The organism is Halobacteriovorax vibrionivorans (assembly GCF_003346865.1).
Taxonomy (GTDB): domain Bacteria; phylum Bdellovibrionota; class Bacteriovoracia; order Bacteriovoracales; family Bacteriovoracaceae; genus Halobacteriovorax_A; species Halobacteriovorax_A vibrionivorans.
Map to the genome: position 1 here is coordinate 299066 of NZ_QDKL01000002.1, position 13878 is coordinate 312943.

Here is a 13878-nt window from a genome sequence, read left to right on the forward strand (position 1 = left end):
TAATGAGCAAACAATCCCAACTGGAACACTCATCGACTCAGTATTTAACTTTGATATCATAAGACTCTTCTATGCTTACTCATTCTTTCTTGATGATCGAATTAATCTCTCAGGTGGTGATGGATTCTATGTTATGCCTTTTGAAGTAGGTGTTGGTGAATCAGGACAAGCAAAGACCAAGAATAGCTTTGTCGCACCATTACCAACATTTAAACTCAAAGCTGAGATTAACTTAACTCAAAAATGGATTTTAAATAGTGAGTTAAATCTCTTCTATATTAAGATAGGTAGCTTTTCTGGAAAGGTCTTTTCTAATAATCTCTATGCTGACTATCGATTTGATAACGGTTTTTTCCTAGGACTAGGTATCGAAGCATTTAAAATCGATATAAAACTAGATGAAGATAACACAATTTTTGAATCTGAGCTTGATGGACGAGTAATCCTCGCCAATCAGTCACTGCTAATGCGTCTTAGGTATGATTTATAGGAGTCTTATATATTTTTAAATATAGATCAATCCAGGCCAGAACCTCTTGTTTCTTCTTATTAAATTTTTCGACTTGTTTACTTGTTAAGGATTTTTGAAATTCATCAAAGAATTTAAAGAAGTATTCATTGTCTTTTAAAACTTGCTTTAAATTCTCTACATCACTAAAGTTTCTTTTCAATGCTTCTTGGTAAGCTATTTGATCATCTATCTTTAATGTCTCGACAAATTTCTTTCTCCAAGCACTTGAAGCCTTAAGATTTTCCTTCTTCTTTAAGTAATCCACAACAAGCTTTTCCACTAAAATATCTTGCTTGGGTGTTAATTCACCAAACAATCTTGAAAGCCTATCGACTCCTCGCTTTTTATAGCTTTTAAGATCAGTTTCTCTTTTTTCATTTGCTTTTTTCTGTTTTTCAACAAGCTCCTTTCTTTGCTTACTATCAAGCTTAGAGAGCACTTCAATAGAAATAGCATTTACATCTTTTAGAACACGAGAATACGGAGGATATCCTTTCACGACTTGCTTTCTTAGAGAGTCCTTCGTTATATCATAATCAGCTAAGATTTTTCTTAAGATGATTACTTCTTTATGATGCTCAAAAAATGAAGATGTTACCTGAGAGCGAAGTTCTTCTTCCTGCGCCTCATCTAATTCTAAATAGTCTTCAATTTTGTCACTGAGGAAGTCAGGTGCCTTACGTAGAATAGTTTCACGATAACTACAGCTCGATAAAAAAACAAATAGAAATAAGAAATATAGGACTTGTTTCATTTTGGGCACTCCACTTGTCGCCACTTCTTATCATTTACATAGCGAAGAGTGCGTGCATCCTTAACACCTGCTTCTTTTAACCAAATATCCCAACCCCACTGTCTCATGACAATATAGGTCTTTGGAAACTTATCACTTGTCACACAAGTATTTGCTTCTCTTTGAATTACAGTTTCGCCACCACAGCTTATAAAAAAAGCAAAGGCCAATAAAAGACTCATTAGAACCACTTTTCAACTTTAAATATAAAATCTAAAAAAGTATTATCTGCAACATAGAGATCATTGTTATTTATAAGTAAATTATAACGATCAATACGTTGATTAACTTTAAAGCTTATAATACCTAAACTATTTTGAAACTTAAGATAGTCAAATTCTATGTAATAATTTTGTTGAGTTGATTGATCAAGATTAACTCTCTCTGTCGCACCAGTGAGGTCAAAAGCGTCGGCCGAAAGGAAGTTGAAGCCGACAGTCGCTCTTATATTCTTTGTCACTTTAGCTTGTCCCAGAAAGCCCAACAGAACCTGAGAACTGTCCTGTGCCTTTAATCGTTCATTATTAAACTCTGACTGATTAACACCACCATTGTAGAAGTTAGCACCAATAACACCCATAAATGAAAAAGTATTAAAATCAATACCAGTATACGCAGCAATCTTATAGTATTCTTGTCCATCAAAAGGACTTACTGTTCTATTTAAAGGAGTTTTAGAAGAATTAGTAGCACCCCATACAATAGAGGCTTCAATATCAAAGAAGACTTCATTTTCTTGAATTAATCGATAACGTAAATCAACGCTTGGATCATAAAAAGCAAAAGGACTCTTCTCAGGTGTTTCACTATCATTTTCATCTTCTAGATGAGTATCAAAATCAGCTACTTCAGCATGAGTACTAAAAGCAATAAGAAAACGATCCGATATTGAATACCTATAGTTAATCCCAGCAACTAGAACAGAGCGATCAACTTCAAAGAATTCTTCAACGCCACCAGAGCGATCATCAAATTCCATTTCATCTAATGACCAATAGATAGAATATTCTAATACACTCCCACCCTTTTCTGGAAAGCGATATAAGTAGTCTAGACTCTTAAGTTGGGCCATTGATGAAAAAGAGAAGAAGATCAATAGAATAGAAATTAAATAATTCATAGAGTAACCCCAATGCTTAGACCGTAACGGTTACGAATAGGATCAACAGTTGGAGTTAGAATTGCTCCACTCTTATTATTAAATCGATACTTTCCATTTTCATCAAAGTGAAACTCGTACATGAAATAGCTTGTCAGAGATCCTATAAGGGCCCCAGTAGCGACATCTTTGAAGCTATGCTTATTTGCATCAATACGAGTCCAGCCAATATATGAAGCGTAAATAAGTGGTAGAGACGCAATGTAAATATTTTCATGAAACTTCGCGCTTCGATAAATATCCATACTCATCCACATCCCAACAGTAAAAGCATGAGTTGTATGACCACTTGGAAACGAAAGATAATTAGATTCATCTGGGCGCTGTTTATTTACAGCATACTTTGTACCAAATGTTATCCCCTGAGAAATGAGCATAGACTCAGTAAAAACAAATGCTTTTTCAAAAGCGTATTCATCATTTCCAAATAAATAGTATCCATACATTCCAGCTGTTAAAACTTCAGGCCCATGATTACCTAGTTGGTATGCCCATACAGGAACTTCAATATCATCTTCGTCAAAATCGTAATCACTACTATCGATTTCTTGTTTTACAAATACAGGGGAAATTATGGAATATGTCACTAATTCGATAGCAAAGAAAGTAGCTAAGAATTTGATTTGGATTGGAGAAATATCCCAACGACTCTTACGGATATGCTCAGAAGGAGGTGAAAACGCAAAAGAGTGAATGGTCACAAATAAGAATAAGATACATGCTTTTAACATATATAAATGAGACCAAATTTTACTTTAATCGTCTATCTATTTTACTTTTTTTACGATGAAAAGAGATAGCATGCTACAAACTAAGAAGCCTATTGCGATAGGCGTTACCGTTTCATTATACAATTGCCCAATAGTGGAACCAATAAGAGCTGAAATAAGAATCTGGACAGAGCTTATAACAGAGTTTGCTGTTCCGGCAATATGCCCCATAGGCTCGAGGGCCAAAGCACTGAAGTTCCCAAATAGTAGACCGAAGTTGAATAAACAAAGAAGCAGAAAACCATAGAATAAATAAAACGATGGATTTCCATTTGTGAAGTAAACAATAATATTAAATATAATTGCGACAATAGTAAGAACTGTAAGAGCTGTTTCACAAAGCTTTCTCATCCCCATTTCTTCAACAAGTTTTGAATTTAAAAATGAAGATAGTCCAATGGCCAATGCTAAAACACCAAAAGCGATTGGAAATTTATCACCTAGTCCATATTTTAATTGTAAAATTTGTTGAGATGAATTTAAGTAGCCAATAAAAGCACCAAATATTAAACCAGCTGCTAGAGTGTAACCAACAGTAGCAGGGTGCTTAACGGTTTCTAGAGTTGCTTCTTTAATCTTAGAAAAAGAAAGAGGTCTGCGATACTCTTCAATTAATGTTTCTTCTTGTCTCGTACTGAACCAAGCGAAATTAATGATCGCCAAAAAGATCATAAAGAGAAATATATCTCGCCATCCTCCAAAGCTTAGAATTAGTTGACCTAAAGTTGGCGCAAGCGCTGGAACGAGGACAAATATGATCATAATTAAAGACATCGTCTTTGCCATGACATTTCCAGAGAATCGATCTCTTACCATCGCTGTTGATATAATCTTAGCTGATGCTGCCCCTAAACCTTGTATAAGTCTTCCTAACAACATTAGATTAAATGTTGTTGCACTATAAGATATTATACAACCAAAGAAGAAAGTTCCTATACCAATATACATTGAAGGCTTTCTACCGATGGCATCAGAAATTGGCCCAAATAATAATTGCCCAATTCCCATCCCGATAAATATAAATGATATGACCATTTGGTTATCATTGGGATTAACGACACCTAAGCTATCTCCAATTAAGTTTAGGGCCGGTAACATCGAATCAATAGCTAGGGCCGCAAATGACATCAGTGCGGCCATTAATGCAATAAATTCTTTCTGACTTATTTTCTTTTGAGTTGCTTCAATATCTTGAGAAGGAAAATCCATTAACTGAGGTGTCCCATTTTGCCTGATTGGTAATCTTCAAAAGCTTGAATAATTTCTTCTTTTGTACTCATAACAAAAGGGCCGTGTGAAAAGACAGGCTCATCAATTGGAACGGCATTCATTATTAAAAGCTCTGCCCCCACTTTACTCGATACCTCAACCTCTTGGCCATCCCTATGAAAAATTGCTAATTGATGTTCGTTAACTTCATTACCATTTAAAGAAATACTTCCCTTCCTAACGAGAACAAGTAAGTTTGTTTTATCTTCTAAAGAAAGCGAGAAGTTAGAAGCTTCTTTCATATCTGTTTGAATAAGATTTATTGGAGAATACGTTTTACAAGGACCCACTTCTCCTAAATAATTTCCTGAAACTAATTTTAGTTCAACTCCTTGAGCAGGATGAATCCTTGGAAAAGTTTCTCCCTTTACGCCTTGATATCTTGGCGACGTCATTTTGAACTCGCTTGGAAGATTTACCCAAAGCTGTACCATTTCAAAAACGCCACCCTCTTCACTAAACTTCTGAGAATGAAATTCTTCATGTACAACACCACTTGCAGCAGTCATCCACTGGACATCACCTTTTCCAATGACTCCTCCGCCACCACTTGAGTCTCTGTGCTCAACTTCTCCACCAAAAGCAAACGTAACGGTCTCAAATCCTCGATGGGGATGTTCTCCGACTCCACGTTTTGCTTTTGTTGGAGCAAATTTCTTAGGAGCAGCAAAGTCCATCATAAGAAATGGTGTCGTATATTTATAAAGATTATGTCCAGGATGAAACATTGTGTGGACATGAAAGCCGTTACCAACCCAGTGCTTAGGAGGTGGATCAATAATATATGCTAATTCTTTTTTACTCATAAAATCACCTATATAATTTCCGAAGGGCCAAGAGCGACAATTCGATATGGATTAATATCCTCATGGCTATAAAAATAATGTCTTTTAATATGTTCAAAATTCGTTGTTTCACTTATCGCCTTCATCTCATAAAGTTCCTTGAGATAACGAGATAAATTTTTGTAATCTTTTATTCGTTTAAGATTACATTTGAAGTGGGTCACATAAACGCAATCAAAACGAAGAAGAGTTGGAACCAAACGAAGGTCTGCTTCGGTTAACCTTTCTCCTAAGAGAAAACGATTTCCTTCTAACTTCTCTTCAACTTTATCTAAAGCATCAAACAAACTAGTAACAGCGGATTCATAAGCTTCTTGCTTCTTTGCGAAGCCACTACGATAAACTCCGTTATTTATATTTGGATAAATAAAATCATTTAGCTCATCGATTTCACTAGCTAGCTCTTTAGGATAGTAATCATCAGTATTACCTGTTAGCTCATTAAATTCTTTATTAAAAATACGAATAATCTCAGATGATTCATTATTTACGATTCTCTGTGTCTTCTTATCCCATAAGACTGGAACAGTAACACTAGTACTCACTTCTGGATCAGCTTTAGTATAAATCTCTTGCAGGTAATTTAGGCCATATAGGTCATCTCCAGTGGCCCCTGAAATATTAGTTTCAAAAGTCCACCCCATATCTAACATATCTGGAGAGACAACACTTACACTGATATGCTCTTCAAGCCCCTTGAGCTTTCGATAGATTAAAGTTCGATGGGCCCAAGGACAAGCGTAGCTTACATAGAGATGATAGCGGCCAGACTCAGGCTTAAAAGTGTCGTGATCTTTTGAAATCGTATCTCTAAATGATCGAGGAATACGATCGTAAGCACCATCATCATCACTTGTTATGATTGAGGTTTTTATCCATTTTCCATCTACTAAACGTCCCATTTCGACTCCTTTTATTTACTAAAAGAATAGTGGGAATTCCGTCCTATTAAAAGTACATATATTTTAAGATTTTGTACTAAAATTAGATCATTTGGTATTGAGCTGACCACATGCGGCCAAGACATCATCACCCTTGGTTGTACGAACAAGAGTTGGAATAGAGTAAGTATCGAGGATTTCTTTGAAATTAAGAATATTATCTTCTTTCGGACGCTTGTATTGTGTTCCAGGAAATTCATTGAACGGAATCAGGTTAATAAGGGCCCTTCTATTTTGAAGCAAGTTCCCTAGCGCTCTAGCATCCCTTTCTCCATCATTTAAGTCCTTAATTAATAAATATTCATAAGTAACAAATTGCTTATATCTTAATGGGATATTATCAATGTACTCGAGAACTTCTTCTAATGGATAGCGCTGATTTATTGGGATAAGTTCATTTCGTATCTCATCAAATGCAGAATGTAGAGATAAGGCCAGATTAACTCCAGGTATTTCATCCTTCCATCTCTTTAATCCCGGTATATATCCACTTGTTGATATGGTAATTTTTTGATGGCCAATTGAAGTTCCATATTGTGAAGTAAAAATATCACATGCTTTTTTCACCTCATCAAAATTATGTAGAGGCTCACCTTGTCCCATGAAGACAATATTTAAGATGCGCTCTTCTCCAGGGCGATTCTCCTTAAGCCAATGCCATGCCGCTAGAAACTGACCTATAATTTCATAGGCCTTAAGGTTTCTTTTTAGGCCCTGCTTACCAGTAAAGCAAAAAGAGCATTTCATCGCACAGCCAACCTGAGAAGACAGACAGATCGAATACTTCTTATGAAATGGGATAAGAACACTTTCAACTTTATTACCATCTTCTAATTCAAAGAGAAATTTAACGGTACGATCGTTGGCCTCTTGAACCATTGCGACTTTAGGCAAAGAAAAACTTAAGTTTTCATTGATAAAACTTAAAGTTGATTTAGCAATATCTTGGATTTCTTTGCTATATGCGTTTTTCTTCTTATAATACCAATTGTAAAGAAGGTTTGCGCCAGACGAATTTAAGCCTTTAGAACTCAATAACTCTTGTAGTTCAAGGAATGTGAATTGAAAGAATGATTTTTTCACAGGGCAACAATATAGAATTTCCCTTTGTCCGTCTAGCTCAAGGGAAGAAAATGGAGAAAAAATGAAATATATAATCATTTTATTACTGTCTTTAAGTTGTTTTGCATCTGAAATAGGTCTAAAGGCCGGTGAGAAGGTCCCAAATTTAGCTCTAAAATCTATCACAGGAAAAGAATATCAATTAGATAATTTAGATAAAAAGACCGCTCTGATTTTCTATCGTGGTTCATGGTGCCCGTACTGCATAAAGCAATTAAAGAGTGTGCAATCAGAAGTTATGAGTAAAATCGACAAGAACTCACAAATCTTAGTTATAAGTGTCGATCGAGCTGCAGTTGCAAAGAAAATGAAAGATAAAAATAAATTCACTTTCGATGTTATTAGTGATCCTAAAGCACAAAGTTTATTGGCCTTTAATATTGTGAATAAAATTGATGATGAACTCGTAAAGAAATACAAACAATCATATCAAATTGATGTTGAAGCAGACTCTGGAGAAACACATCATATGGTGGCCCATCCTGCAGTATTTGTTATAGATGGAGATAAGATTACTTATAGTGATATCCATATTAATTACAAAGATCGTACAAAGAATGAAGAGATCATAAAAGCACTTAGTTCTAATTAATAAAGTAGCTTGCGATATTGCCATCAATAATAATGAATTGATCTTTTTCAAAGATAACCACTCCCCTGTAGTCACCATTAACAGGCAAGAGAATAGATCCAGTAAAAGAAGAGAAATTATTATCTGAAATAATGATTTCTCTATTATCAGGAGCAAGTCCATAGGCAATGGAATCATAGATTTTCAAACTCGTCACATGAGGCTGAAATTCACTTTCATTAGTAAAGACTTCCTTTTCACTACTAAGCATATAGTCTATTGAAGAAAATCTTGTCGCAATGATCTTATTGAACTTCTTATTAGGAACACTTAAGGTAACAAATTCATTTGTTTCGCGATCAAAGCTTAAACTTTGAATATATGCATATTTAGAGCGTACTGTTGAAAATCGTCCTCGCCTGGTTTCTAAAATTCCATCAGTACCATCTTTAAAAGACGCATATTGATTCTTTAACTTAGCCTCTTTATCCAATTTTAAAATGACATAACTCTTATTAATTCCCGTAACCATTAATCGATTACGATCAATAAAGGAAACTGCTGTAAGAGTCTTTATTTCGATACTAAAGAGATTATCCAGGTGGACGTAAGCTTTTATATCACTTAATTTATCATCGAGGATATAAACGTAGAACTGATCTGTAACAAGAGCAAATAATTTCGATTTTGGATGATAATCAATGTCTGTAATATTACCAATGATCGTTTCAGGAAGTTTTACTTCCTTAACTTTGATTAACTCATCACCGCTTTCAAACATGGCAATATCTCTTTTGGCCTGAGTCTTAATAACTGGCTTTTCCACATGATACTTACCACGTAAACTCATAGGACTAAGAATATTTGACCACGACTGTGTCGACCATTTCCAATCTTTTGGAGTCCAAGAAAAACGTATAGGATCACTTTGACCAATAAATGGTGGTGGCCCAACTTGTGTAATCGCTTGTATGGAGTTAATTCCAAGAACGATGAAATAGATAATAAAAGCACTTCCCTGCAGCTTAGTAAGGTATCGTACTTCTCCGTCCTCGTTATCAACAAGGTTCCCTCCAAAGAAGCCAAGAATGATGGCCAAGCATATAAAAATCATCCAATAAACAAAAATCCCCCAACTGTATGTATGGAATCCTAGAATCTCAAGTGCAAATCCCTGTCCAATATCTCTTAAGAAATGACCACCAGTGTGGCGTAAGGCCATAAAGATTCCAATTGCACAGTAGAAAATAAGTAAGGCCAAGTACTTTGGTCTTAGGCCGTAGCGCAAAATAAAGAGTGTAGTCAAACTAATGAACATCATAACAGCTCTTTCTTGCCAACAAAGAATACAAGGGTTATCGCCAAATCCGAAACCTAAAACAATACTTGCGATACCAATAGGTAGTACAACCAGAGCAATCGTTGCAAGAGAGACAATATTGTAAAAGCGCTCAGTTTTGCCTGACATTAGTAATTCCCTGGAGGAAGGATCATATGCTTAGTCGCTACAAACCAAACAAAGAACATAATAAAAGTAGCTCCAATTAAAAGATTTTCGGCCCTTTTTTGAAATTGAGGCCTACGCCAAATATAATAGGCCGACATAATCAGTAAAATAATCTCTAAGAATTCCATATATACCTCCTCAATGAAATACTTTGTTAGAAAATCGGAAGAAATATTTTCTTAGATAAGTTAATTTCACTTAAATTCGAATTGCCCTTAAAATTAAAGCTACCCCAAAGGAGAATTTATGAAATCGATAATCTTAAGCGCACTTATTTTTGTATCACTAAATACATTGGCAGGTCTTACACCTAAAAGAAAAGAGCTATACCATTGCGTAAATTATGACATGAGCTCGAAAGTTACTGATGCAATAATTTATGAGTCGCGATTTGGTCGAAATACTCCATTTCATGAAGTTGAAGTATTCGTCGATGATCTAAATCAAAATAATGAGTATTCGTTTATAAAGAAGGTAAATTATATTCATAAATACAACAAGAAAGTGGAATCGTTTACTACAGGAAACTTTCGTTTTCGCCTAGATCATGTTGCCCCAGGGATTAATGGTAATATTTGGACATTTGCTAGAGTTCCAGAACATGGAGTTCACTCTTTTGATTGGTCTTGTAAAGATATTAAAGAAAATAAATAAAAAAAGGGGCCAATGCCCCTCTTTTCTCACATCAAGTTAAATTGAAGAAGAAAGTTAAGCCTTCTTAACTTTCATTGCACATGGGCCTCTTTTTCCTTCTCCAATCATATATGTCACTTTGTCATCATTAGCTAATTTGTTACCTGATTCGACAGCAGAAATATGAACAAATAAGTCCCCGTCTCCTGTATCTGGCTTAATAAATCCAAAACCTTTTGCTTCATTAAAAAATTTAACCTTTCCCGTTTTTAATTCATTTTGTAATGCTTCCATAATCATCCTTGTTTTTCCCTTTCTCAGTGAGAAGTAATTTATATTTGATAAAGAAAGTTATCTCCCTAATGAAACAATATGAGAATTTAAGATAGGTTAATTTTTCACACAAATATAATCATGACATCCACATGCTACGGCCACTCCACCTTTTTCCTGACATCGCTCAGCGAATGCCTCATCTTCAGTAAAAATTTCTGTACAAGATGTTCCTTCCTTCATAGGGTGACAAGATCTTTTCATTCCCTGACGGTCAACACCAACAACTGTCTCTGTTTCATATTCAACGCAAACAAAATTGTGGCATCCACATTGAACGGCCTTAAATCCTCTTGCACGACAGTCTAGTCCATGCAAATCACCTACTTGAATTTCCATCGAACAATAAAGAGGCTGTACCATACGCAAACAACTTGACTCATTACCATTAACATCAATACCTGTGACAATACTGTCTAGCCCTTCGTTTTTTACAGCAAGGGCATCATTTGGAATAAAGAAGTTTAAAAGAAATACAACTAAAAAAAATAAATATGATATTTTCATAAGGCCTCCTAAAAGCATTATTATTAGAAGGCTCTTCGACATGAGTTTAAAATCTCGAAACTAAATTATGTTAAAGATTCAAATTAAGTAGCGATCTTTTTTCGTAATATAAACGGTAGTACAAAGATTGGAAGAACTGTAAATACCACAACGATGATTGCTCCAGCAGGAAGATCAAGAACATAACTCAAGGTCATACCAATAAAGCTAAGTATCGTTCCTATGACCCAACCTAAAAGAAGTTGTCCTTTTAGAGAGCTTACAAGATTGCTGCTTAAAAGAGCAGGTACCACTAGAAATGAGAAGACAAGTAAAATACCTGCAATCCCAACTGAGGATGTTATCACAACACCAAATAGAGAGAAGAACACAAAGTCCCAGAAGCTAGATGAGTCTGACTTTTCCATACTAGCTGCTATTATTTGTTTTCTAAAAATATAATGAATTAAAGCAACAATTGAGTAGATCACCCCTGTCTTTAGAACATCCATCCATGTTACCCAAAGGATTTTTCCAACAAGGATTTCTTTTATATGTTCAGCTCCATGGGCCATCATATTAACAACTAAAAGAACAGCAGATGAAGCAAAAGCATAAACAAGGGCAATTAGAACTTCTTGCGAAATATACTTTTCATACTTCTTTGCCCATGCAAAATATCCTGCTGCTACAAACGTGAAGCCAAGGGATATAAAGTAATTAAGTGAACTATGGTGATCTAAATGAAAAAGTAATGCGACAGTTGATCCAAGACTCGCAACTTGAGCTAATGAAAGATCAACAAAAATCACCCCGCGCTTAAGCACATGTAACCCTAAATAGCAGTGAATCCCCACCAGGATTAAACACATAACAAAAGGAGCTGCTAAGAACGAGATGATTTCCATATTTATTCCTTTAAAGCTTTAGCTAGTTCATCATATAGAGAGAAAATATCTTTTGCCTTTTCATTTCCATTTACGGCCACTGGAACGATATTAATTTTAACATCTTTAATGCTCGTTTTAATTCGTTTTGCCACACTAGAATCGAAGTAATTTTCAACGACAATACTTCTAATCCCTTCTTCTTTCATCTCTTTTATCACTTTAATGATATGAGAAGCTGTTGGAGGAATTCCAGGTTTAGGCTCAAGAACATTTTTAATATGAATACCAAACTCATCTAAATAGTAAGTTAAAGTTCTGTGATAAGTGATAATATGAGTCCCACTCTTAATTACACTTTTTAGCTCTTTGATCTTGCTCTTCATTTGATTCTCAAAGCGCTTGAAATTTTCTTCATAGCGAGATGTATTTTTTGAATCAATAAGAGAAAGCTTATCCTTAATCGCCTTTGCAACCTCAAGGGCCTTAGTTGGAGAAAGCATAAAGTGAGGATTTCCTTCAGGGTGAACATCACCTTGAGCTCGACTAATCTCTCCCTTATGCTCTTGCTTTAATGAGACAATATCTGCTGCTTCAAAACGTCCTCTTTGGCCATCTCTAATACTAGGGTTTCGACTTCCTCTAATAATTAAAGGAAGCCATCCACTTTCAAGACCTGCACCAATATTAACGAGAAGATCAGCTTTTGCTAATTTAAAAGTATAGCTAGGCTTAGCTTCTAAGAAATGTGGATCTTGAGTCCCTTTAGCAAGAGAGAGTACCGAAACACTCTCTCCACCTATTTTTTCTACAACATCAGCTAAATTAGTCGTTGTCGTCACTACTCGTACTTGAGCGAGACTTGCTATTGAGAATAAACTCAACACCAAATAAATCAATAATCTCTTCATCTTCTATCCCCTAGTATACATGGGCCGGATGGGCACCAATACTAAAGCTTAGCTGGAGAGAGACTCTTTTTTCAGGGCGATCTTCACCATCATGAATATCATCGTATTGTACTCTTAGAGACGAGAATTCAGTAGGAACAAAAGCAATTAGACCAGTATAAACATTTGTATCTGTTAGGCTCTCATCAGCAAATAGACCTAGGTATTCATACTGAGATTGTGCATACCAACGTTGTGCTAACTGATAGCGGAAGAATGTTGAAACACCACCGTTCTTTAACTCATTTTCACCTTGAATATCCTTGTGAATGAATTCTGTCGACCAAACAAATGAAGAGTACTTTCCTTTCTTAACTGGTTTCCACTTAAAAGTAAGGTCTGAACCAAGAACAGTCGTACGGTTTCTTAATTCAGTTGGTAAGCTTCTGTGATTATAGTATAGACCAGAAAGCCCCCACTCTAATGTTAGAGACTCAGATAAGTCCCAAAGGTTTTTCAAGTTTGCAACTGTTGCAATTGAGTGTGGATCCTCATGAAATAATTCTTCATTTGATGGTTGAATGAACTGAACTGTAAGGTCACTAAACCATGGAAGTGGAAGCATTGTTGAAACGCCAACTCCAACTTCATTTAGACCTTCTTCACCAAACATATACTCTTGAACGACACCACGATAAATAAATGGCTGTGCGTGCGTATGAACCATATTGTACTTACCAAATTGAGTATAGAACTTACCAATTTTAACCGTCACATCAGGAATTGAAATCGTTTCAGCAAAGATCTCTTCTGGTTCAAAAGCATAACCATGGCCTTCATGTCCAGCTTCTTCCTCTTCTTCATGTTCAGGGTGAATTGCAAAAGTTGCTTCTGCTCTAAAGTAAGCATCAACATCTGCACTAAATTGAATTTCTGCTTCTTGTAACTGGAAGCCGTCATGATCATTATCACGAGCAGAGTTCTTATAAAGAGTTAGTGCATTTAGGCCAATTGATGGATTAAAGCCGTTTCCTCTGGATGTGTCTGATAATGATGTTGATTGAGCTGATGCACTAAGAGCACCAAGTGTTAAAAGTGATGTAATAATATAATTCTTCAAAGTAACCTCTTTGTTATTTCATAAATAATAAATAAAAATTT

Annotated in this window: 18 protein-coding genes; 3 read left to right on the top strand and 15 right to left on the bottom strand. The window is 35.5% G+C overall.

The genetic code is table 11. From position 1 onward, the window contains the following. The first annotated feature begins 133 nt into the window (after nt 1-133). Nucleotides 134-490 (top strand): hypothetical protein, encoded by a 357-nt coding sequence (locus DAY19_RS07245; RefSeq protein ID WP_115360886.1) that lies wholly within the window; start codon nt 134-136, stop codon nt 488-490. Here DAY19_RS07245 and DAY19_RS07250 read toward each other — a convergent pair. The 8 genes from DAY19_RS07250 to rlmN all read right to left on the bottom strand — a co-directional run bounded on the left by DAY19_RS07250 (nt 474) and on the right by rlmN (nt 7371). Then, entirely contained in the window at nt 474-1265 is a 792-nt protein-coding gene (locus tag DAY19_RS07250) for a hypothetical protein (RefSeq protein ID WP_115360888.1), read from the bottom strand. The genes DAY19_RS07245 and DAY19_RS07250 overlap by 17 nt on opposite strands. Then, a complete protein-coding gene (locus DAY19_RS07255; protein WP_115360890.1) occupies nt 1262-1486 on the bottom strand; it encodes a hypothetical protein in 225 nt (74 codons plus the stop codon). The genes DAY19_RS07250 and DAY19_RS07255 overlap by 4 nt, the downstream gene beginning before the upstream one ends. Then, complete coding sequence (locus DAY19_RS07260; RefSeq protein WP_115360892.1) at nt 1486-2424, bottom strand: hypothetical protein; 939 nt, start codon at nt 2422-2424, stop codon at nt 1486-1488. The genes DAY19_RS07255 and DAY19_RS07260 overlap by 1 nt, the downstream gene beginning before the upstream one ends. Further along, entirely contained in the window at nt 2421-3194 is a 774-nt protein-coding gene (locus DAY19_RS07265; protein WP_115360894.1) for a phosphatase PAP2 family protein, read from the bottom strand. The genes DAY19_RS07260 and DAY19_RS07265 overlap by 4 nt, the downstream gene beginning before the upstream one ends. Nucleotides 3195-3230: 36 nt before the next feature. Beyond that, nucleotides 3231-4442, bottom strand: coding sequence for a multidrug effflux MFS transporter (locus tag DAY19_RS07270; RefSeq protein WP_115360896.1), 1212 nt, complete (start codon nt 4440-4442; stop codon nt 3231-3233). Next, nucleotides 4442-5308 (bottom strand): pirin family protein, encoded by an 867-nt coding sequence (locus DAY19_RS07275; protein WP_115360898.1) that lies wholly within the window; start codon nt 5306-5308, stop codon nt 4442-4444. Before DAY19_RS07275 ends, DAY19_RS07270 begins: the two co-directional genes overlap by 1 nt. An 8-nt stretch (nt 5309-5316) precedes the next feature. Further along, nucleotides 5317-6249, bottom strand: a complete 933-nt coding sequence (locus DAY19_RS07280; protein WP_115360900.1) for a glutathione S-transferase family protein — start codon at nt 6247-6249, stop codon at nt 5317-5319. Between the two features lie 87 nt (nt 6250-6336). Beyond that, a complete protein-coding gene (rlmN, locus tag DAY19_RS07285) occupies nt 6337-7371 on the bottom strand; it encodes a 23S rRNA (adenine(2503)-C(2))-methyltransferase RlmN (RefSeq protein WP_115362275.1) in 1035 nt (344 codons plus the stop codon). Between the two features lie 61 nt (nt 7372-7432). Between rlmN and DAY19_RS07290 the strand changes: the two genes are divergently transcribed. After that, nucleotides 7433-8002 carry a peroxiredoxin family protein gene (locus DAY19_RS07290; protein WP_115360902.1) on the top strand — a complete coding sequence of 190 codons (570 nt, stop codon included), beginning with the start codon at nt 7433-7435 and terminating at the stop codon, nt 8000-8002. Here DAY19_RS07290 and DAY19_RS07295 read toward each other — a convergent pair. Further along, nucleotides 7995-9449 (bottom strand): disulfide bond formation protein B, encoded by a 1455-nt coding sequence (locus DAY19_RS07295; protein ID WP_115360904.1) that lies wholly within the window; start codon nt 9447-9449, stop codon nt 7995-7997. The two genes, DAY19_RS07290 and DAY19_RS07295, sit on opposite strands and share 8 nt — an antisense overlap. Continuing rightward, nucleotides 9449-9616: a hypothetical protein gene (locus DAY19_RS15235; RefSeq protein ID WP_158536828.1), complete on the bottom strand. Its 168-nt coding sequence runs from the start codon at nt 9614-9616 to the stop codon at nt 9449-9451. Before DAY19_RS15235 ends, DAY19_RS07295 begins: the two co-directional genes overlap by 1 nt. A 118-nt stretch (nt 9617-9734) precedes the next feature. On the opposite strand from DAY19_RS15235, the gene DAY19_RS07300 reads away from it, so the two are divergent. Continuing rightward, on the top strand, nt 9735-10142 hold the full coding sequence (locus DAY19_RS07300; RefSeq protein ID WP_115360906.1) for a hypothetical protein: 408 nt from the start codon (nt 9735-9737) through the stop codon (nt 10140-10142). A 54-nt stretch (nt 10143-10196) separates the two neighbouring features. On the opposite strand, the gene DAY19_RS07305 is transcribed toward DAY19_RS07300, so the two are convergent. From DAY19_RS07305 to DAY19_RS07325, 5 genes are all read right to left on the bottom strand, one after another. Next, nucleotides 10197-10415, bottom strand: a complete 219-nt coding sequence (locus DAY19_RS07305; protein WP_115362277.1) for a cold-shock protein — start codon at nt 10413-10415, stop codon at nt 10197-10199. Nucleotides 10416-10511: 96 nt separating this feature from the next. Continuing rightward, a complete protein-coding gene (locus DAY19_RS07310; RefSeq protein WP_115360908.1) occupies nt 10512-10961 on the bottom strand; it encodes an ETRAMP family protein in 450 nt (149 codons plus the stop codon). An 83-nt stretch (nt 10962-11044) separates the two neighbouring features. Beyond that, nucleotides 11045-11848: a metal ABC transporter permease gene (locus tag DAY19_RS07315; protein ID WP_115360910.1), complete on the bottom strand. Its 804-nt coding sequence runs from the start codon at nt 11846-11848 to the stop codon at nt 11045-11047. Nucleotides 11849-11850: 2 nt separating this feature from the next. Next, on the bottom strand, nt 11851-12738 hold the full coding sequence (locus DAY19_RS07320) for a metal ABC transporter substrate-binding protein (RefSeq protein WP_115360912.1): 888 nt from the start codon (nt 12736-12738) through the stop codon (nt 11851-11853). Nucleotides 12739-12748: 10 nt separating this feature from the next. After that, the gene (locus DAY19_RS07325; protein WP_115360914.1) at nt 12749-13837 is read right to left on the bottom strand and encodes a hypothetical protein; all 1089 of its coding nucleotides are present in this window, start codon (nt 13835-13837) and stop codon (nt 12749-12751) included. Nucleotides 13838-13878: the final 41 nt, after the last annotated feature.

Coding starts and splice junctions, on each gene's coding strand:
- DAY19_RS07255 (WP_115360890.1), bottom strand. CDS start 1,486: ATGAGTCTTTTATTGGCCTTTGCTTTTTTTATAAGCTGTGGTGGCGAA.
- DAY19_RS15235 (WP_158536828.1), bottom strand. CDS start 9,616: ATGGAATTCTTAGAGATTATTTTACTGATTATGTCGGCCTATTATATT.
- DAY19_RS07270 (WP_115360896.1), bottom strand. CDS start 4,442: ATGGATTTTCCTTCTCAAGATATTGAAGCAACTCAAAAGAAAATAAGT.
- DAY19_RS07275 (WP_115360898.1), bottom strand. CDS start 5,308: ATGAGTAAAAAAGAATTAGCATATATTATTGATCCACCTCCTAAGCAC.
- DAY19_RS07310 (WP_115360908.1), bottom strand. CDS start 10,961: ATGAAAATATCATATTTATTTTTTTTAGTTGTATTTCTTTTAAACTTC.
- DAY19_RS07245 (WP_115360886.1), top strand. CDS start 134: ATGCCTTTTGAAGTAGGTGTTGGTGAATCAGGACAAGCAAAGACCAAG.
- DAY19_RS07315 (WP_115360910.1), bottom strand. CDS start 11,848: ATGGAAATCATCTCGTTCTTAGCAGCTCCTTTTGTTATGTGTTTAATC.
- DAY19_RS07280 (WP_115360900.1), bottom strand. CDS start 6,249: ATGGGACGTTTAGTAGATGGAAAATGGATAAAAACCTCAATCATAACA.
- DAY19_RS07295 (WP_115360904.1), bottom strand. CDS start 9,449: ATGTCAGGCAAAACTGAGCGCTTTTACAATATTGTCTCTCTTGCAACG.
- DAY19_RS07260 (WP_115360892.1), bottom strand. CDS start 2,424: ATGAATTATTTAATTTCTATTCTATTGATCTTCTTCTCTTTTTCATCA.
- DAY19_RS07305 (WP_115362277.1), bottom strand. CDS start 10,415: ATGGAAGCATTACAAAATGAATTAAAAACGGGAAAGGTTAAATTTTTT.
- DAY19_RS07320 (WP_115360912.1), bottom strand. CDS start 12,738: ATGAAGAGATTATTGATTTATTTGGTGTTGAGTTTATTCTCAATAGCA.
- DAY19_RS07290 (WP_115360902.1), top strand. CDS start 7,433: ATGAAATATATAATCATTTTATTACTGTCTTTAAGTTGTTTTGCATCT.
- DAY19_RS07265 (WP_115360894.1), bottom strand. CDS start 3,194: ATGTTAAAAGCATGTATCTTATTCTTATTTGTGACCATTCACTCTTTT.
- DAY19_RS07250 (WP_115360888.1), bottom strand. CDS start 1,265: ATGAAACAAGTCCTATATTTCTTATTTCTATTTGTTTTTTTATCGAGC.
- DAY19_RS07300 (WP_115360906.1), top strand. CDS start 9,735: ATGAAATCGATAATCTTAAGCGCACTTATTTTTGTATCACTAAATACA.